13 protein-coding genes are annotated in these 19,699 nt (G+C 45.7%); 6 read left to right on the top strand and 7 right to left on the bottom strand.

Translation table 11 applies throughout. The features are described from left to right. Positions 1-6: 6 nt before the first annotated feature. From Q5866_RS08230 to Q5866_RS08220, 3 genes are read right to left on the bottom strand one after another with little or no spacing between them, the layout of a single operon-like run. Positions 7-663, bottom strand: coding sequence for a carbohydrate-binding family 9-like protein (locus tag Q5866_RS08230; RefSeq protein WP_099292658.1), 657 nt, complete (start codon positions 661-663; stop codon positions 7-9). A gap of 59 nt (positions 664-722) precedes the next feature. Continuing rightward, entirely contained in the window at positions 723-2,393 is a 1,671-nt protein-coding gene (locus tag Q5866_RS08225; RefSeq protein ID WP_099292657.1) for a formate--tetrahydrofolate ligase, read from the bottom strand. A 16-nt stretch (positions 2,394-2,409) separates the two neighbouring features. Beyond that, positions 2,410-3,297, bottom strand: coding sequence for a hypothetical protein (locus tag Q5866_RS08220; protein WP_292269157.1), 888 nt, complete (start codon positions 3,295-3,297; stop codon positions 2,410-2,412). Between the two features lie 209 nt (positions 3,298-3,506). Between Q5866_RS08220 and Q5866_RS08215 the strand changes: the two genes are divergently transcribed. Then, positions 3,507-4,784, top strand: a complete 1,278-nt coding sequence (locus tag Q5866_RS08215; RefSeq protein WP_303179807.1) for a DUF2851 family protein — start codon at positions 3,507-3,509, stop codon at positions 4,782-4,784. A 358-nt stretch (positions 4,785-5,142) separates the two neighbouring features. On the opposite strand, the gene Q5866_RS08210 is transcribed toward Q5866_RS08215, so the two are convergent. Further along, positions 5,143-7,251: a M3 family metallopeptidase gene (locus tag Q5866_RS08210; protein WP_303179806.1), complete on the bottom strand. Its 2,109-nt coding sequence runs from the start codon at positions 7,249-7,251 to the stop codon at positions 5,143-5,145. Between the two features lie 328 nt (positions 7,252-7,579). Between Q5866_RS08210 and Q5866_RS08205 the strand changes: the two genes are divergently transcribed. From Q5866_RS08205 to uvrA, 5 genes are all read left to right on the top strand, one after another. Further along, positions 7,580-8,833 (top strand): 4Fe-4S binding protein, encoded by a 1,254-nt coding sequence (locus tag Q5866_RS08205; RefSeq protein ID WP_227214834.1) that lies wholly within the window; start codon positions 7,580-7,582, stop codon positions 8,831-8,833. Between the two features lie 99 nt (positions 8,834-8,932). Beyond that, a complete protein-coding gene (gene rpmB / locus Q5866_RS08200; RefSeq protein ID WP_099292652.1) occupies positions 8,933-9,175 on the top strand; it encodes a 50S ribosomal protein L28 in 243 nt (80 codons plus the stop codon). An 11-nt stretch (positions 9,176-9,186) separates the two neighbouring features. Then, positions 9,187-9,375, top strand: coding sequence for a 50S ribosomal protein L33 (gene rpmG / locus Q5866_RS08195; RefSeq protein WP_018336620.1), 189 nt, complete (start codon positions 9,187-9,189; stop codon positions 9,373-9,375). Positions 9,376-9,382: 7 nt separating this feature from the next. Further along, a complete protein-coding gene (locus Q5866_RS08190) occupies positions 9,383-9,535 on the top strand; it encodes a DUF4295 domain-containing protein (RefSeq protein ID WP_099292651.1) in 153 nt (50 codons plus the stop codon). A 669-nt stretch (positions 9,536-10,204) separates the two neighbouring features. Then, positions 10,205-13,039 carry an excinuclease ABC subunit UvrA gene (gene uvrA / locus Q5866_RS08185; RefSeq protein ID WP_099292650.1) on the top strand — a complete coding sequence of 945 codons (2,835 nt, stop codon included), beginning with the start codon at positions 10,205-10,207 and terminating at the stop codon, positions 13,037-13,039. A gap of 1 nt (position 13,040) precedes the next feature. Here the strand turns inward: uvrA and lepB are convergent, their stop codons facing one another. From lepB to Q5866_RS08170, 3 genes are all read right to left on the bottom strand, one after another. Then, positions 13,041-13,898, bottom strand: coding sequence for a signal peptidase I (lepB, locus tag Q5866_RS08180; protein ID WP_186975617.1), 858 nt, complete (start codon positions 13,896-13,898; stop codon positions 13,041-13,043). Beyond that, positions 13,895-16,936, bottom strand: a complete 3,042-nt coding sequence (locus Q5866_RS08175; RefSeq protein WP_303179805.1) for an efflux RND transporter permease subunit — start codon at positions 16,934-16,936, stop codon at positions 13,895-13,897. The genes lepB and Q5866_RS08175 overlap by 4 nt, the downstream gene beginning before the upstream one ends. 3 nt (positions 16,937-16,939) lie before the next feature. Continuing rightward, positions 16,940-19,699: efflux RND transporter permease subunit (locus Q5866_RS08170; RefSeq protein WP_303179804.1), on the bottom strand; the 2,760-nt coding region annotated here is incomplete at its 5' end.

The raw sequence follows: 19,699 nt of genomic DNA, 5'->3' as shown, positions 1-19,699 counted from the left end.
GTCAGTTTATTTAAAAATGAGTGTACCGAAATGTTCCGGTTGGTGAAAGTCCGGTTTGGGTGTTTTCACGGGGTGCCATGTCACGAAATGCGGGTGTGGCAATTTGTTACCGCATTTGTGGATATTACCTCGGATGGTAGTACCCGGTTTGGGTTGGAATTTATGTCTGAAAAAAACGGTGTATGGTATTTTCACCATGAGCGACCATTGATAGTAGGCTTCGTCCGGGTTCTCGTTGTTGAACTTTATCGTGGAGTCACGGAGAATATCGCTATCCAGTCTGCGGGGTATGGGTCTTCGTTTCTCCCGGCTGGTGCCGAAGGCTCCCAGTACCGTGCCGATAGCGTTGAGCTCGATGTTGTAATATCCCGTGCATTTTTCCGGTTGTATGAAAAATTCGACGCATGAGTCTTCCCACACGGGAGAGCAAGGCGTGAGCGCCGTGGCACGAAATTCATATTCCTGCACGTCGAATTTCAAGAAAAGATGGTGTTCATTGTAGGCAATCCGGAAATAAACTTCCGGCTTGTATGGATATACATCCGGCCAATTGATTTCCTTCAAGTTTATTCGGTTACATTCTCGGTCTAGGTGATAGCTTAGAGCCTGTAATGTTTCACTACTCGCTACTTCCGGAAACTTTTTTATTTCAATGATATCCATGATATGAGAGAAAATAAGACGTGTCAGGCAATTTTCACCTGACACGTCGGTATAATGTTTTAGAATAGGCCGGTAATTTTACCGTTGTTGTCAATATCTATTTTTTCCGCGGCGGGAATATCCGGTAAACCGGGCATTCGCATGATACTACCCGTGATCGGTATGATAAATCCTGCTCCGGATGCTATCTCGATCTGGCGTACGGTAACCACGAAATCTTTCGGGCGTCCCAGTAATTTCGGGTTGTCCGAGAGTGATTTTTGTGTTTTGGCGATACACACCGGAAGTTTGTCCAACCCGAGATCCATTACTTTCTTCAGGTCGGCTTTGGCCTCTGCCGAATAGTCTATCGCGGCGGCACCGTATAGTTCTTTGGCAATGGTTTCAATCTTTTTCTCCACGCTCCAGTTCCAGTCGTAGAGAGGTTTCATGCTGCAAGTGCATTGCTCTGCCACCTTGGATACCAGTCGGGCAAGGTTTTCGGCTCCTTCACCGCCTTTTGCCCAGACTTCGGCGACTTCCATGGGTACGTCCAGTGCTTTACACGTTTCGGCAAGGAATGCAATCTCTTCATCGGTGTCCGTCACGAATTTATTGATCGCTACAACGGGGCAGATGTTGAATTTCTTCATGTTCTCGACTTGTTTTTCCAAGTTGCCGATACCTTTCTTCAAGGCTTCGAGGTTCGGTTCTTTCAATTGGTCGAGTTTCATTCCCCCGTGATATTTCAAAGCTCTCACGGTAGCCACCATGACCACGGCACTGGGTTTCAATCCTGCTTTCACGCATTTGATGTCGAAGAATTTCTCCGCGCCCAAGTCAAAACCGAATCCGGCTTCCGTGACCACGTAATCGGAAAGAGTCAAGCCCATGCGGGTGGCGATGATAGAGTTCGTTCCTTGCGCGATATTGGCAAAAGGACCACCGTGTATAATGGCGGGGTTGCCTTCCAGAGTCTGCACGAGATTGGGTTTGATGGCATCTTTCAACAAGGCTGCCATAGCCCCGTGTGCGTTTAAATCACGGGCGTAAATCGGTTTCTTGTCAAACGTGTAACCGATGAAGATGTTCCCGAGTCTGTTCTTCAAGTCTTCAAAGTCGTCCGACAGGCAGAGGATAGCCATTACCTCGGAAGCGGCAGTGATGTCGAATCCGGTTTCACGGGGAATACCGGCAGATGTACCGCCCAATCCCACGATGATGTGGCGTAGCGAACGGTCGTTCATATCCATTACCCGTTTCCATGTCACCGTGCGCGGGTCGATGTTCAACGAGTGGGTTTTGCTCTGTATGTTATTATCAATTAAAGCGGACAGTAAGTTGTGGGCTTTCTCGATAGCCCCGAAATCACCCGTGAAGTGCAGGTTGATGTCTTCCATGGGAACGACTTGTGAATATCCGCCCCCGGTGGCACCTCCCTTGATACCGAATACCGGACCTAGCGAGGGCTCGCGCAACACCACGGTGGCTTGCTTGCCGATGCGGTTCAATCCTTCCGTCAGACCGATGGAGATGGTCGTTTTTCCTTCACCCGCGGGGGTGGGGGAGATGGCGGAAACCAGTACCAGTTTTTTCCCGTCGATCTTTGATTTATCGATCAGGCTTAACGGTAGTTTCGCTTTATATCTTCCGTAGGGTTCCAGTAGATCCCTATCGATTCCTAACTTATCGGCGATCTCGTAGATCGGCTTTATCTGTATGGAATTGGCAATTTCAATATCTGTTTTCATACGCGTGTAGTTAATGTTATTTTAATATGAATTTTGTTGTCCCGATCTGTTGGTTGTCCGAGAACAAATCGGCAATGTATTCTCCTTTTTCCAGACTGCCGTCATTCGGCCAGAATATGGCGATTTCCAGTTTTTCGCCCTCGTACTCTATTTCGCGTCTAGCGGAATAGGTCAGCGTGGCGTTTTGGTATTTGAAAAATGATTTACTGGATGCTGCCAATACTTGTCCGTCCGGGCGGGTAATCCGCAAGTATATCATCCGGGGACCTCGTTTGGCCGTGATATTTCGGGCAAGCGAGAAGTCTGCTTTCAGTTGGAAACATCTTCTCAAGTTGGTTTCTTTGTCGTTTTTATTGACGCAGTACACTTTGAAGTTTTCAACGGATAGCGTACTTGCTTTTTCGAGGGTTTCCGCCAATTGTTCTGTTTTCTGTTCCAGTGTTTTATTCCTGTCCCGAACCCAGTTCATTTGTTTTTTTACCTCGGTGTTTTCCGCTACCAATTTCCGGTTCAGTTGGTTCAACGAGTCGATTTGCACCACGTAACTTCTCAGAACTGTTTTCAATGTCCCGATTTCTTTCTTGTACCGGTTGATCTCGGCGTAAGAATTATTACGAAATTCTTTCATTTTCTCCATGAGCGAGGCTATTTTCTCCTGCTCGTGTGCCAATTTGTTGTTCAGTGTATCGTTATCTGTTTTTAAATTGTCGTAGTGATGACTCAAATCCGTCAATTCTTGTTGAAGTTCTTCCTTTTCGGCCGTGATGGCAACCATATTTTCCCGGTTTTCTTTTTTCTCGATCATGAAAAAGACAAAAAGGACGATCAGTATAGCGGACAGAACGCCGATGACGATGAGTAACGTCTTATCTTTCTTGCTTTTAATGAGTTGTTTTTCTTCCATATTTATATTCGGTTTTATGTTATAACAAAAGCTTGGTTATTCATTTCAACAAATATAGATATAAAACGTTATAGAACGGAGAAAGGATTAGATTTTATAAAAATTTAGCACTTGTTTTTTTGATTAAATTTTTCTAATATTGTAATCGGCGTTTTGAATATTATATTTTGAACCCTTGACAAAGCTATAATTTTAAACAGGGAGTTACTATGACGGAAGAATTTTTGCAATACGTGTGGGCGAATTCTCTTTTCACTAGCACGAGATGCCTTTCAACGAAAGGAAAAGAGGTGGAGATTTTGAATGTCGGTTTACAAAACCGGGATGCAGGACCAGACTTTTTCAACGCGAAGGTGCGGATTGGCGATGTCGTGCAAGCGGGAAACGTGGAAATTCATCAAAAAGCGAGTGACTGGTTTCGGCACGGGCACGAGAAAGACACGGCGTACGATAACGTGATTCTTTCCGTCGTGGCGGATGCCGACATGGAAGTGCGTGATTCTAAAGGCAGGGAAATAGACGCGATTACCCTTCGGTATGACGTGCGGTTATGGGATGAGTACATCTTTATGCAGGGTGTTCCCGTGGAACCTCGTTGTTACCGGAATTTGCGTCGTGTTGATCCGGTGCGTATGGATATGCTTTTCACGGGATACGCGATCGAGCGGCTGGAACGGAAATGCGGGGATATTAAACTGATGCTGGATGAAACACGGAATGATTGGGAAGATTGTTTTTACCGGATGTTGGTTCGTTACTGGTCAGGTAACGTGAACGCGGAGGCGTTTGCCCAGTTGGCACGGGATTTATCCTACAAGAAGGTAATTCGTTGCAGTGATAATTTGTTTCGGGTAGAAGCCTTGTTACTGGGGTATTCCGGGCTGTTGACGGGGGTGGAACAAGAGGACGATTACACGATAGCTTTGCGGGAGGAATACGAGTATCAAGCAGCTAAGTTTCATCTGACTACAATGGAACGGGCGCGATGGAAGTATATGCGGATTCGTCCGACTTCTTTCCCGACTGTACGGTTGGCTCTTCTGGCGTCTTTGATGATGCGCTTCAATTTTTTGCTTTCCGCCGTGCTGGAAGCAGAGCATTTGCCGGAGGTGTATAAATTGTTGGACGTGCGGGCTTCCGACTATTGGGACATGCGTTATAAACCGGGCGTACCTGCCGCAAGGCAAGTAAAACGATTGGGAAATAGCATGAAGACCGTTATCGTGATCAATGCGATTATCCCTTTCCTTTTTATTTATGGCAGGGAGAGAAAAGAAGAGCGATATTGCGACAAGGCTATTCAATGGTTGGAAGAGTTGGAAGCGGAACGCAATCACGTGACTGAGGCGTGGACGAAACAGGGTATCGAGTTGAAGTCCGCTTTACAATCGCAAGCGTTGCTTCAAATCAAGCGGGAATATTGTGACGCTCACCGGTGTTTGCATTGCAAGATTGGTGGAGAGGTGTTTCGAAGTGTCGTGAAATAATCAGCCGGGATACAATGGCTAGCCTGCCCTTGAACTAGGGGAAGTCTATATTTAGGGGTGGGTTTAAGGTGACTGTTAGGTGGCTTTTAGGCGGCATCGCCTACACTTTGCCCACACTTCGCCTGCGCTTCGCCCACGTTTTAGTAAACAATACGCTTTTTTAACATTCACGGGTGGTAATGTTTCCCGCGAAACAGAAGAGCAAGGGGATGTCAGTTTGCAGGTTACGCGAGGGGTTGATTGTAGGAAATGTATAATTGTGGGGTTGCCTGTCCCCGGGTTTTTCAAGGTATGGAAAAGGGAATGACCGATTTGTCGTGAGGTCATTCCCTTTGTACAGTTTATATATATGAAGGTGTTATTTCAACCCTTTTCTTTTCAATAGAGGCTCGATGGACGGTTCTTGTCCCCGGAAGCGTTTGTATAGTGTCATGGCGTCTTCCGATCCGCCTTTTGCCAGAATATTTTCCCGGAATGATTTTGCTTTTTCGGGATTGAAAATGTTTCCGGTTTCCTTGAAAGCCTCGAAAGCGTCGGCGTCCAGTACTTCTGCCCACGTGTAGGCGTAGTAGCCGGAGGAGTACCCGCCCGCGAATATGTGCTGGAAGTAGGGACTGCGGTAACGTACCGTGATTTCGGGAATCAGCCCGATCTTATCCAGCGTGGTTTTCTCGAATTCATTCGGGTTCACGAGGTCTGTCGTGGTACGTGTATGGTAAGCCATATCCAACAGGGCGGCAGCCATAAACTCGGTGGTGACGAAACCTTGGTTGAAATGTCCGCTCGCTTCCAGTTTGTCAATCAAGGATTGCGGGATTGCCTCACCGGTTTGATAATGGCGGGCGTATATTTTCATCACTTCGGGATCGGAAGCCCAATTTTCCATGATTTGCGAGGGGAGTTCCACGAAATCACGGGGAACGGATGTTCCGGATACCTTATTATATGTACATTGAGATAACAACCCGTGAAGTGCGTGCCCGAACTCGTGGAAGAGGGTTTGTGCCTCGTCGAAACTGAGTAGGGCGGGTACGTCTTCCCCGGCAGGTTTGGTGAAGTTGCACACGTTTGTGATGACGGGGGATACTTTTTTACCCAAAGCTGACTGTTTCCGGTAGGAGTTCATCCAAGCTCCAGAACGTTTGCTTTCTCTCGGGTGGAAGTCCATGTATAGGATACCGATATGATCGCCGTTGGCTTCTTTTACCTCGAACGCTAGTGCGTCGGGGTGGGGGACGGGAATATCCGCTCGTTGCGTGAAGGTGATACCGAATAGTTTGTTGGCGGTATAGAAGGCTCCTTCTCTCACGCTTTCCAGCGGGAAGTATTGGCGGAGTTCGTTTTCATCCAACCCGTATTTGCTCTTTTTCACTTTCTCCGCGTAATAACGCCAGTCCCAAGGTTGTAATTTGAAGTTTTTACCTTCCTTACGAATCATACGTTGAAGTTCGGCTGCCTCTTTTTTGGCAATCGGTAGAGCCGCTTCCCAGATTTGGTTGCACAAGTTGTAAACGTTCTCCGGGTTTTGTGCCATGTTATTGTCAAGGATAAAGGCGGCGTGGGTGTCGTAACCCAGCAATTGCGCTTTTTGTACCCGCAAAGAGGTCATCTTGGCGATGATTTCCTTGTTATCGTACTCGTTGTCGTTGTTGCAACGATTAATGTATGCCTTGTAGATTTTTTCTCTCAAATCACGGTTGTCGGCATATTGCAAGAACGGGATCATGCTCGGGTTGTGGAGCGTGAAAACCCATTTGCCTTCCAGTCCGGCGTTTTTCGCTGTTGCCGCTGCCGTGGCTATCACGTTGGCGGGAAGACCGGACAAGTCTTTCTCGTTGTCGATAACCAGTTTGAAGGCGTTGGTTTCGTTCAGAAGATTTTCGCCGAACTGCAGGCTTAACACGGATAACTCGCTGTTCAAGCGTTTGTATGTCTCTTTGTCTTCGGGGGAGAGGTTTGCACCACCTCGCACGAAGTCTTTGTAGTATTTATCCAATACGGTCAACTGTTCCGGGGTGAGATTTTCTTTGTTCCGGTTTTCGTACACGGTCTTGATGCGTGCGAATAGCTTGTCGTTCAAGTTAATGGCATCCCTGTGGGCGGTTAGCTTCGGGGTGATTTCCTTGGCGATGGCTTTGATCGAATCATTCGTGTTGGCACCTTGCAGGTTCCCGAAGACGGAAGCTACCTTGTCGAGCATTTCCCCGGATGCCTCGAGGGCGTCGATCGTGTTTTTGAAAGTAGGTGCTTCCGGGTTGTTGATAATCGCTTTGATTTCAGCTTGTTGCTGTTTCATCCCTTCCTCGTAAGCCGGAATGTAGTGTTTGTTTTTAATTAAATGGAAGGGCGGAACCTCGTGAGGGGTTTCGTACGCGTTGAAAAATGGATTTTCATTCTTCACTTGCCCTGATTGGCAGGATTGCATAGCCAATCCCACGCAACAAACTAAGTAAGTGATTTTCTTCATTCGTAAAATTTTAATTGGTTATTGATTAAGGTTTGCAAATTGTCATTTGCAAGTTACAGGTTGCAGGTTGGCAGGTTACAAGTTATGGTGTGACTTGAATTGACTTGCTACTTACAAATTGTAACGTCACGCGTTTGCGTGCGACAAATATAATAAAAGTTTGCAAATTATCATTTGCGGGTTATAGGTTACAAGTATTATGGAATACCTTTTATTAACTTGTAACCTGCAAACCTGTAACTTGTAACGTCACGCATTTATGCGTGACAAAATATACAAGTAAATGATTTTCTCGCTATTTTTGTGTGCTTAATAAGATTTTGATGTTATGAGTGTAAAAGAGAATGTAGCAACATTTGTCACGAAGTTGCCTAAGGTTATATTATTGTGCGTGATTGTTTATTTGATTTCGTTGAATTTCAAGAGCGCGGAGGAGAACAAGGGAGAAGATGTGAAGACGGAAACAGAGGTTGTTCCCTTGGATGAAGTGAAGAAATATTTTCCCGCTTGCACGGGTATCGAGAAAGTCAGTGAGGTGCGTTATGACGTGAAGAATAACGGGGACGTGATAGGTAAATTGATCGTGACGACGCCGATAGCCGACGATCTGATCGGTTATTCCGGGAATGTACCTTTATTTCTGGCCGTGTCCGGGGAAGACGTGATTTTAGGACTTACTTTATTAAATCATAGTGAGTCACCCGGTTTTATCCGTCAGATAACGAGGAAAAATTTCTTCTCGTCATGGGACGGTAAGACATTGGAGGAAGCGGCAGAGATGAACGTGGAAGCCGTTAGCGGTGCCACGATGACCACGGATGCCGTTCGGGGAAGCGTGAAGAAAGCGTTGAATTTTTATTTTGAGCGTGACGGGGGCGGACGGCATACGGATTGGTTGAAACTGGTTCGTCATGCTTTGGGGGGATTGGTAGTGCTGTTGGCTCTGGCCAGTATGTTCTGGGGAAGCCGGATGAAGAAGTGGCGATTGCCGTTACAGGTGGCTTCCATTCTGGTTCTTGGTTTTTGGAGCGGGTATTTCGTTTCGTTCGAGTTGTTGTTCAACTGGTTGTTGAACGGGATTCCTTGGGGGGCGCGTGTTTTATTGCCCGTGATCGCCGTGTTGGCGATAGTATGTCCTTTGTTTCTGAACAAGGCGTATTATTGTGCTTATCTCTGTCCGTTCGGGGCGGCTCAGGAAGTGATGGGAAAAATCCGCAAGAAAAAAATCGTCCCGAAGGGTATTTGGAAAAATATTTTCAAATATACCCGGGTTACCTATTTTATGGTGATCATCGCTTTGTTATTGTGGGGAATCCCGCTGGAATTGGCGTCTTTGGAACCTTTTTCCGCGTTTCTGTTGACGGCGGCATCGAGTTGGGTGATCGCGCTTGCCGTGGTATTTTTAATCTTGTCAATATTTTTTTCTCGCCCGTGGTGTAATTATTTTTGTCCCACGGGAGAGTTGTTGGATATTTTGAGAAAGGGCGATACAAAGGCAAACCCGGAGAGATGGAAGAAGGTGTTTCGGGAATGCTTGGCGTTGGTGATTTTCTTGGGAGTATTGTATTTTATCTTACAGTAAAAAAATATTGAAACTTTTTTATCAAAACACTTGATTGTTTGAATTAAAAGTGCGTAATTTGCATCCTGTTTGGAAAGCGTTTATAAAATATTGAGAGAGATGTCAAGAATTTGTCAAATAACTGGAAAGAAAGCGATGGTTGGTAACCATGTTTCTCACTCTAAGAGAAGAGTAAAGAGAACATTCGAGATCAACTTGTTTAAGAGAAATTTTTATTGGCCGGAAGAAGAAAGATGGGTACGTTTGAATGTATCAGCTGCCGGATTGCGCCTTATCAACAAGAAAGGTATCAATGCTTGCTTGAGAGAAGCTACTGCCAATGGTTTAGTTAAGAACGTATAAAGTAAGAAGAGATGGCAAAGAAGAGCAAAGGAAATAGAGTACAGGTGATTTTGGAGTGCACGGAGCATAAAGAATCCGGTATGCCGGGAACTTCTCGTTATATCACTACCAAAAACAGAAAGAACACACCCGAGAGAATGGAGTTGCGTAAATACAACCCGATTCTGAGAAGAGTAACTTTACACAGAGAAATTAAATAATTAAGCTATGGCAAAGAAAGTTGTTGCAACATTAAAAACAGCAGATGGTAGGGGATTCGCGAAAGTGATCAAAATGGTAAAATCTCCGAAAACCGGTGCCTATACTTTTAAGGAACAAATGGTTCCCAACGAACAGGTAAAAGATGCCTTGAAAAAGTAAGATTTTAAATCTTCATATATGAAAGGAGCGTCGTGAGATGCTCCTTTTTCTGTATATAGATAAAATATTTGTTCCCGTTGGAAAAAAAATTCGGTAAAAGAGTAACCTATTTGAAATCTCCCCGTAAAAGAACACATATTAGCGATCAAGACACAAGAAATGATTGCTAAAATTGAAAGAGTTAGTTTGAAAGATTGAAAAAATAAATTTCCTCGATTTTTTTTCGGGAAATAATGAAACCTTTCTTTTTCGGCGACGTTAAAGAGAGTATATTAGATGATGAACTTATGATTTATTTTTAGCTGTTATTAGATTGAATCATCTAGCATAAAAGAGAAGGGATAGCTTTGACTATGGTTTAAGCTGATTTTCTGAGAGAGTTCTTAATGGTACTGGAATATGTTCTACGGGACACCACGCACACACACCACACACACAGACGCACGCACACACACACATACAACATCTTTTCGTCAGTCCCAATATATTCCATTTAAGACTTACAGGGAATCCCTCCTTTTTTATTTATGATTTTAGATTTATGATTTAGTGTGTATATAACCCTTTTGGATTCATAGAATTTTTAACCTTTTCATTTCCAGTTTTCGGTATTTCCAATGTCAATTTTTAGTATCTTTGTAAGTCAGTTTTTAAGGCCAAGGAAAATTCATGGATTACAGAGAAGAAGATAGCAATATAGCCATATATGGTGCCAGAGAGCACAATTTGAAAAATATAGATTTAACGATACCTCGCGATAAGTTGACGGTAATTACCGGGTTAAGCGGTAGTGGTAAATCGTCGTTGGCATTCGACACGATTTATGCCGAGGGACAACGTAGGTATCTGGAAACCTTTTCCGCTTATGCCCGTCGTTTTTTGGGTGGAATGGAGCGTCCTGACGTGGATAAGATCACGGGATTAAGCCCGGTGATCTCTATCGAACAGAAGACGACGAACAAGAATCCCCGTTCTACCGTGGGTACAACCACTGAAATTTACGACTTCTTGCGTTTGCTGTATGCCCGCGCGGGAGTGGCTTATTCTTATGCCACGGGAAGCAAGATGGTGAAATATACCGACGAGCAGATACAGGAGTTATTACAGAAAGATTTCGAGGGGAAGCGTATTCTTATATTGGCTCCCGTGGTGAAGGGACGTAAAGGACATTACCGGGAGTTGTTCGAGAATATGCGGAAGAACGGGTTTATTTCAGCCCGTGTGGATGGAGAGATACGGGAAATCACGATCGGGATGAGCGTGGATCGTTACAAGATGCACGATATTGAAATCGTGGTGGATAAAATCGTGATGGAGCAAGTTGACCAGAAGCGCTTGAAAAACTCCGTGGCGACAGCGATGAAGCACGGTAAAGGGGTGATGACGGTAAAAGATTACGAGAGCGACGAGATAAAATATTACAGCCGCCATTTGATGTGCCCGGACACGGGTATCTCTTATAAAGATCCGGCGCCCCATACTTTTTCTTTTAACTCTCCTCACGGGGCGTGTAAAAAGTGTAAGGGATTGGGATACGTCAATCAAGTGGCGATGGATAAAATCATACCGGATGATTCGCTTTCTATTTATGCCGGGGGTATCCTGCCCTTGGGGAAATATAAAGGATCTCTTATATTTTACCAGATTGAGACGATATTACGGAAGCATGGTGCGGATATCAAGCAACCGATTCGGGATTTACCGGAAGAGGCTCTGACAGATATTTTGTACGGTTATCCGGGACAGTTCCGGTTAGAGAATGCCGAGATCGGGGTATCATCCAATTTCCTGACGACTTACGAGGGAATTTTGAAGTACGTGACCATGCAGGAAGAGAATTCCACTTCCAAGAAAGCCAACAAATGGGCGGAACAGTTTATCTCCGTGGCGACTTGCGATGTTTGTAACGGGCAACGGTTGAATCAGGAGGCTTTGCATTTTCGGATAAACGGGAAGAACATTGCCGAATTGGCAAATATGGAATTATCCGACTTGTACGAGTGGATTTGTGACGTGGAGGTACATTTGGAAGAGAAACAGAAACAGATCGCCGGGGAGATTTTGAAAGAGATTCGTACCCGCTTGAAATTCATGTTGGACGTGGGATTGGAATATCTTTCTCTGAATCGGCAGTCGATGACGCTTTCGGGGGGAGAATCCCAACGTATCCGTCTGGCAACGCAAATCGGTTCGCAGTTGGTGAACGTGCTTTATATTCTGGATGAGCCGAGTATCGGGTTACACCAGAAGGATAACCGGAAATTGATTCATTCCTTGCAGGAATTGAGAGATAACGGTAATTCCGTGATTGTCGTGGAACATGACAAGGAGATGATGGAGAATGCCGATTATATCGTGGATTTAGGTCCCAAGGCAGGACGGAAAGGGGGAGAGATTACGGCTATCGGAACTTATTCCGATGTGCTGAAAAGCGATAGCCTGACGGCGCAATACTTGAACGGGGAGAAGGTGATTGCCGTGCCGGCGGTTCGGCGTGAGGGGAACGGGAAGAAGATTACCTTGAAAGGTTGTACCGGGAATAACTTGAAAAACGTGAGTGCCGATTTCCCGTTAGGTAAGTTTATCTGTATCACGGGAGTGAGCGGTAGCGGTAAATCTTCTTTGGTGAACGGTACGTTGCATCCGATATTGAGTGCTCATTTTTATAATTCGTTGACGACGCCGTTACCTTACGAGTCGATCGAGGGGATAACCAATATAGATAAAGTGGTCGTGGTAGACCAAAGCCCGTTGGGGAAGAGTCCCCGTTCGAATCCTGCCACTTACACGGGACTTTTTACTGATATTCGTAAGATATTCGAGAAGTTGCCGGAATCACAGATTCGGGGATACACGGCAGGGCGTTTCTCGTTTAACGTGAGTGGCGGACGATGTGAAGAATGTAAAGGGGCGGGGGTGAAAACGATCGAAATGAACTTCTTGCCGGACGTGTACGTGCATTGTGAAGCCTGTGACGGTAAACGTTACAATAAAGAAACTTTGGAAGTCCGTTACAAGGGAAAGTCGATAGGTGACGTGCTGAATTTAACGATCAATCAGGCTGTCGAATTTTTCGAGAATCTGCCTCATTTGCAATTGAAGTTAAAAATGTTGCAGGATGTAGGTTTGGGATATATCAAGATCGGACAGCCTTGCACGACGTTGAGCGGGGGAGAGTCGCAACGTATAAAACTGGCCACGGAATTATCCAAGAAGGATACGGGAAGAACCTTGTATATACTGGATGAACCGACGACCGGGTTACATTTCGAGGATATCAATATTCTTTTAGGGGTGCTGCAAAAGTTGGTGGATAAAGGGAATACCGTTATCGTGATAGAGCATAATCTCGACGTGATAAAAGTAGCGGATTATATTATCGATATGGGTCCCGGTGGAGGTAAAGCAGGCGGTACAATAGTGTGTACCGGAACTCCGGAGGAAGTTGCCAAGAATAAAAAATCGGAAACCGCTCCTTTCTTGCGGGAAGAATTCGGTTCGTGATTCATTTTATCTTCTTGAAAAAACGGCGCCACACGTAATCTTTCGTGTACGGGTCTTTCGAGGTGAGAATGAAAGAGGCTTTGCCCACGATGAAATCTTCGGGGATGGGACCGATGTAGCGGGAATCACGGGAGTCGAAAACTTTATCACCGGCGATAAAATACCAGTTTTTCCGGAAAGTGTATTGTCGGATAAGGCTGTCATCAAGATAGATTTGTCCTCTTCTGATGTAGAGAGGGGTTTGGGTTTCGTGGGTGATTATTCTTTGATACAGGGAGTAATTGGACGTGTCGATCGGGATGGTACTTCCCGCGGCAGGGATGTAAAAGGGACCGAAGTTTTGAATGTTCCAACCGTGACGGGTATCGAAAGGGAAAGCGCGGTAAATTCCGTCGGCATAATCTCCCCGGTAGCGGTGCAAGCGTTGTTGATCCTGCATATTGCCGTAACCGCTTTTGCCGTTCACGAAATTGATGCCTTCCCGGATAGACAGCGTGTCGCCCGGCAAGCCGATACAACGTTTCACGTAAAAAGTTTGCGGGTCCATTTCCCATTCCCCGTGTTGATTATACTTGGGAAAGTTGAAGACGATCACGTTGTTTCTTTCCAGAGAACCGTATCCCGGAACCCTTACCGTTTCCGGTCGTGCCCCTTCCAGAAAATCGAAGTTTTTATAGAAGCGTGCTCCCATGTACAGCTTATTCACGACAATAAAGTCACCCGGCTCGATGGTCGGGTACATCGAGTCGGAAGGAATACTGTAAAAATCCACGATAAAAAACCTCATGATAGCGGCAATCACGATAGCTAACAGGAATGCCCCGACGTATTGCAATATGTTCTTGACAACTTTTTTCATTTCTTTATGGAGATAAAAATACGTTCTAAATAGTAATAAAACAAGGGAATCACGTACAAACTGACTAAAGTCCCGATCGTCATGCCTGCGATCAGGGTAACGGACATGGAGCGTTGTAATTGTGAACCGATATCATTTCCCCATAGCATGGGAACAATGGCCAGTATAGTCGTGAGGCTGGTCATGAGAATAGGTTTCAAGCGTCGTACCCCGCCCTCGTGAATGGCTTCTTCTAAAGGGACACCTGAACGTTGCAACCGGTTGATCGTGTCTATTTTCAGAATGGAATCATTGATAACGATACCGCTCATCACCACGATACCGATCATGGACATAAGATTCAGTGATATACCGCATATCCATAATACCAGCATGGTGAAAGCGATATCCAACGGTATTTCGATCAACAGGATCAAGGGTAAGGACAAGGACTCGAATTGTGCCGCCAGAATAAAATAGAGCATCAGTATGGCGACGATGATGACCATCACCATTTCCCACAATGTTTCTTGTCCGGAAAAATATTGCCCGTCGAATAGGGTGTTCAATTTCTTTTTGCCCGCTTCTTCACGTATTTGATTGATGATCCGGGCTGTGGAGTCACCGACATTATAGATATTCACGGGAACGACCACACCTTCTTTGCGACCGATAATACTCTTGTAATCGAGTTCTTTTTCCATGCGGGTCAAGGCGGCAACGGGAATATCCAGTTGGTCACTGTTGCTCACGAACGAGGTGCGGATGATGTCCAGTATCGTTTTTTCTTCTCCCGATATGACGATTGGGACATAACGATTGCCCGTGTTGAGCTTCCCGATATTCATTTTGCTGATATTCTTTTCGAGTACATTAATTAGTGAAGATTGGTTCACTTTGTAGAGTGCCAGGCGGTCGGGTAAAATTTCCACCACGATTCGTTCGGAAGTACTCGGTTTGTCTAGTTTTAAGCCCGGCATCAGGGAATCGATATGCTCGATAAAAGCGTTGATCGTGTCGAGTTCGACGATTCCTCTTCGGGATTCCCCGCTAAGGTAGACAATCAAGGGGACATCACTGTCTTTAAACAACTGCTCGAAAAGGTTATCCACTTCCTCGATATCCACTTTGGCTGCCGGGTAAGTGGATTTAATATAGTTCCTGATGTCTTTCACTGTTTTGTCCAATTCGTGGGCGTTTCCCGTGCGGATGTAAAATTCTGCCTCGTTCGTGTTTTGGTTCTTTTCCCGGTTCAAGAAGAATAATTTTTCTCCGGCGTGGCAACTGATCTCTTCACATTCTCCTTCAAAGCGTTTGATAATATCCTTTACCCGGGATTCATTTTCTTCCATGTGAATACTCGCGTTCCAGTCTGTGCGGAGGATCATTTCGTTTGTTTCAATAACGGGCATTCGTTCCACTTTTAACTGCATGGCAATCATTGTTCCCGCGATTAACGTGATAAAACATCCGACAACGATCCATCTCTTGTGGTGGAAAACGACGTGAAAAATAGTCGTGTAATAGTCTTCAAGGTGTTTGAAACTGACGTGTTGTATAAAACGAGTGATTTTCCCCTCCCCGGCATTCCGGAACAAAAGGTGGAATACCACGGGGACTATCGTGATAGACACGAAGAATGAAACAAACAATCCGATGGCGACAGCCATAGCCTGATCGTAGAATAGAGCCCCGGCGATACCGCTCATGAAAATCAAAGGTACGAAAATGGCACAGGTAGTCAGAACCGACGAGAGGAGGGGAGTGATGATCTCGTTCGTTCCGTCCACGCAAGACTGGAGTAGCGATTTACCCCGGTTCCGGTGTTGATTGATGTTGTCAATGGTGATGATCGAGTTGTCGACCATCATGCCCACGCCCAAGATAAGTCCCGATAAAGAGATCGTGTTTATGGATATCCCGATGATTTGGAAGAAGAACATCGTGATAACCACGGATACGGGTATGCTGATGGCGATGATAAGTGGTGAGCGGGCATCTCTTAGAAAAAACAACATGGCTACCACGGCGAGCAAAATTCCTTGCCAGAGACTTTGGATGAGATTGTCAATCGAGTAATTCAACAACTGGGCTTGATCCCTTGAAACGGTAAACTCCACGTCCGGGTATTCTTCACGGAATTGTTCGAGCAAGCCGGTTACTTTTTCTTTCATTTCCGACATCCGGGCGTTTGATTGCGTGATAACGGCAAGGCATAGTGACTGGCGGTCGCCGTTGAAGAATATACCTCTTTTTTCCCGGGGACGTATGCCTATTTGTGCCACGTCTTTTATTTGTAACAGTCGTCCGTTGATGTTCAAGTATACTTCTTGCAGTTCTTCCGGCGACATGATTTGCGAGGCAAAACTGATGCTGTACTGGTAATACCCGTCTTTCACGGAGAGATTCCCGGATACTTGGTTATTGTTGTCTATTGCCGTTTTCAGTTGGTCTTGGGTTATTTTCAAACTTCTCAATTTTGTTTCGTCAGGCAGGATATAGAGTTCCGGGGAATACATCCCGCTGATATCTACCATGGCGATGTCTGTCAGTTGTTCCAGTCTTTTTTTCAACACGGCATCCGTGAACTCGCAGAATTCCAAGAATTTTTCTTCCGATTCGTATTCCTTCAGGTTGATGTTTATATAGAATACCGGGAGGTCGGACGTCGACGCTTTGATGATAGTGGGACGTTGTACTTCCTTGGGAAGACTGTTCACGCTGGCGTCCACTTTTTGATTTACCTCGATGAAAGCGTAATCGAGTGAGGTGCCGTACTCGAATTTCATGGTGATCAACCCGCTTCCTTCTTTCGATTCCGTCTGAATTTCCGTTAACTTGGGGATTTGCTGCAATTGGTTTCTCAACCCCGCCGTGATGGTGTTCTCGATCTCGCTGATAGAAGCGTTGTCCCACGTGTAATGAATGGTAATCTCCGGGATCTCGATATCGGGCATCAACGACACCGGTAACCGGAACGATGCCACGATTCCTAGCACGATAAAGGCTATCGTGCTCATAATGACTGCTACCGGGCGTTGTATTAGAAAGCGAACCATATTTTAAATTTTAGATTTGATGATTTTAGATTTTAGATTTCCTTGCTCGTTCTGCCCCTCCTTTTCATTTTCAACTTTTAATTTTCCATTTTCAATTGTAAACGTCATTGGTAAATATATAATCAGTACCGGAAGCGAGAATGCAAGACCACTCATGGTGCCGATTGCCATGTTTTTCCAGAAAGGATTGATCTCTCCGATGAGGAAAGGGATAAATCCCAGCAGGGTAGAGGCGATGGTGAGGAATATCGGGACAATCTTGGCGTTGTACGCTTTCAGGTAAGTCCGTATCCCTCTCGGAGCCCCTTGCCTTATCTTGTTGTTATAATCGTTTAGTATATAGAGTACGGCGTTTACCGACAGACCGCTCAACAGGATAAAGGCAGCGAGGCATCCTTCGTCGAATCCTACCCCGAAGAAATACCCCCCCAAGAAGCAGCCAATAAAGGAAATCGGGGTGATACAGATCACGAGAAGGGCTTGACGTAACGATTCCAGTAAAATGGCGCAAATGAAGTAAATGATCCCGATAACCAACAGGATATACAGGATGCGGGCATCGATACCCCCGATATCTTGTTGCCAGTAATTTCTCCATTCGTCCGATTCTTTTACTCGGAACCCCACGGGCATAGTGCGGTTCATGGCTTTTATTTCTCGCTCTTTCACCTTTTGTGACAAGCGGTAAGCCCCGATAAAATCGTATTGTATCTCGACTTCGTACTCTTGGTTCCTTTTGGTAATGTTTTCGAAATCTTTCTCTTCCGTGATGGTGCCTATATCTTGTAGGCGATACACCGATTTGTCCCCTCGCAACGGTTGGTTACGCACGTCCCACACGCTCGCTTCCACTTTTTTGTCCGGTCGGATATCAATGTTCGAGTATTCCCCGTTGATGTATGCCCGCGTGGAGGACGAACCGGAGTAAGTCAATTGGTTCAAGTTACCCAGAAGATTAGAGATGTCGGCGTTGTTGCGGGCGAGTTTTTCTTTATCCACTTCCACGGCAAACGCTTTTGCTTTTGGAGAGCGGTCGCTGCCGATATATAGTTTCTTCACCCGGATATTATTTTCCAGTCTTTTTTTCAGTTGTTGGGCGTATTGCAGTACTTTGCGGTAATTATATCCGATCACTTTCAGGCGTTCGCTCCGGATATCTTCTGACGTTTTGTTCGAGAATCCTTTGCCCACGCCGTTCACTTCCGAGTCCCCGTTTCCGATCGTGTTGGCAAAGCGTATCAGTTCGTTCTTCACTTGTTCCGGCGAACCGTCTTTCTCGTGTTCCGGTTTGAACGTGATGACCATCTCGGCTTTGTTTGCCGATGACACGTCCGAGGTAAACGCGGCGATGGATTCAAAGCCGGATAAGAAGTTTTCCAGTTTCCCGAAAGCCTCGTTCATCTGTTTGAGCGTGGCACCGTGGGGCATCGTCATGTCGAGCGTGAGTCGTGTCTTGCGGTTTTCCATTTCTTTCCGGCTTCGTGTCCACGCGTCACCCCCGCCTTCCATGAACAGGCGGAGAGAACCGCCCAGGATTTTGTCCGTGTAAGGTTTGAGCGTCAAGTAGGTTTCGCTACCGAAAACAGTATTGTACGTGTTGCTATACCATTTTTCCCGGTCTACACTCGATGGCAACAGGAACACGGGGAGCCCGAATCCTAGCACGGCGAGTATCACCGCTACTTTCCTGTATCTCCGCGTGAAACGGCTGAAACAGCTGTATCTCCGGTTGAAACGGACGATGCGTTTTAGGCGGCGGATGCGTCGTTGTTGATTTTTTTGTTTTAACGGTATTTTTTCCATCAGCGCGGGGACGAAAAAGAGTGCCACGGCAAGCGATACCCCCAAATTAATAATAATCACGGCAGAAAAGTCCCACATGCTTCTCATGATTGAACTGTCCATGTTAAAAATCACGCTCAACGCTCCCACGGTGGTCAGCGTGGCGGCAAGCACGGCAAGGAATGCTTTTCGGTTCCTGTGGTGACGGTAATGGTCGGTCATCACGATCACGCTGTCAATGACGATACCGAATGAAACCGTGATTCCTGCCAACGTGTACAGGTGGATTTCTATTTTGAAAAAATAGTAAAACACGAGAGCGATTAGTAAGTTTGCCGCCAGACAGATCGTGATAATTCCAAGGTAACGGAAATCTCTGCTCACGAGGTACACGAAGAGCAGTAATATCAGAATCGTGAATCCTGTCCGGTACAGAATCTGAGCCAATTCGTCCTTGATCTCCGTGCTGTTGTCCCGGATAAGTTGCACGGAATAGTTTGTCGGGAAACTTTCGGCGAGCCGTTTCATTTCATCTTTGATTCTTCCGGCGAGTTCTATCATGTTGGTGTTCTTTTCCGCATATACGTTCAAGTTGATCCGGTTCAGCCCGTTGATTCTATAATACGCTGAAGGGTCCCTTTCCCGGTAATCCAGACTCACGATATTTTTCAGGTAGATGATTTTCCCGTTGATCACTTTTATCGGGAGATTCATGATATCGGTTTTATCCTCGTCCGAGTTTCCCTTGAACACGAGGTAAGAGTATTTTTTTTCCGGCGTGATTTCAGTCAATACTTTCCCGGCATCATTCCTGTAATAGTAGCGAGAAATGGCACTTGATATATCTGATGCGGTAATTCCAATGTCGGCGAATAATTCCCGGTCATAATGCATCACCCATTCGAACGGGACAGCCCCCGTTACGCTCATGCTCTCCACGCCCGGCATGGTCGAGACGAGAGGGGAGATATGATCTTCCGC

The sequence above is a fragment of the uncultured Butyricimonas sp. genome (assembly GCF_959596855.1).
Classification (GTDB): Bacteria; Bacteroidota; Bacteroidia; order Bacteroidales; family Marinifilaceae; genus Butyricimonas; species Butyricimonas muris.
This window is presented reverse-complemented; position numbering and strand designations above follow the sequence as displayed.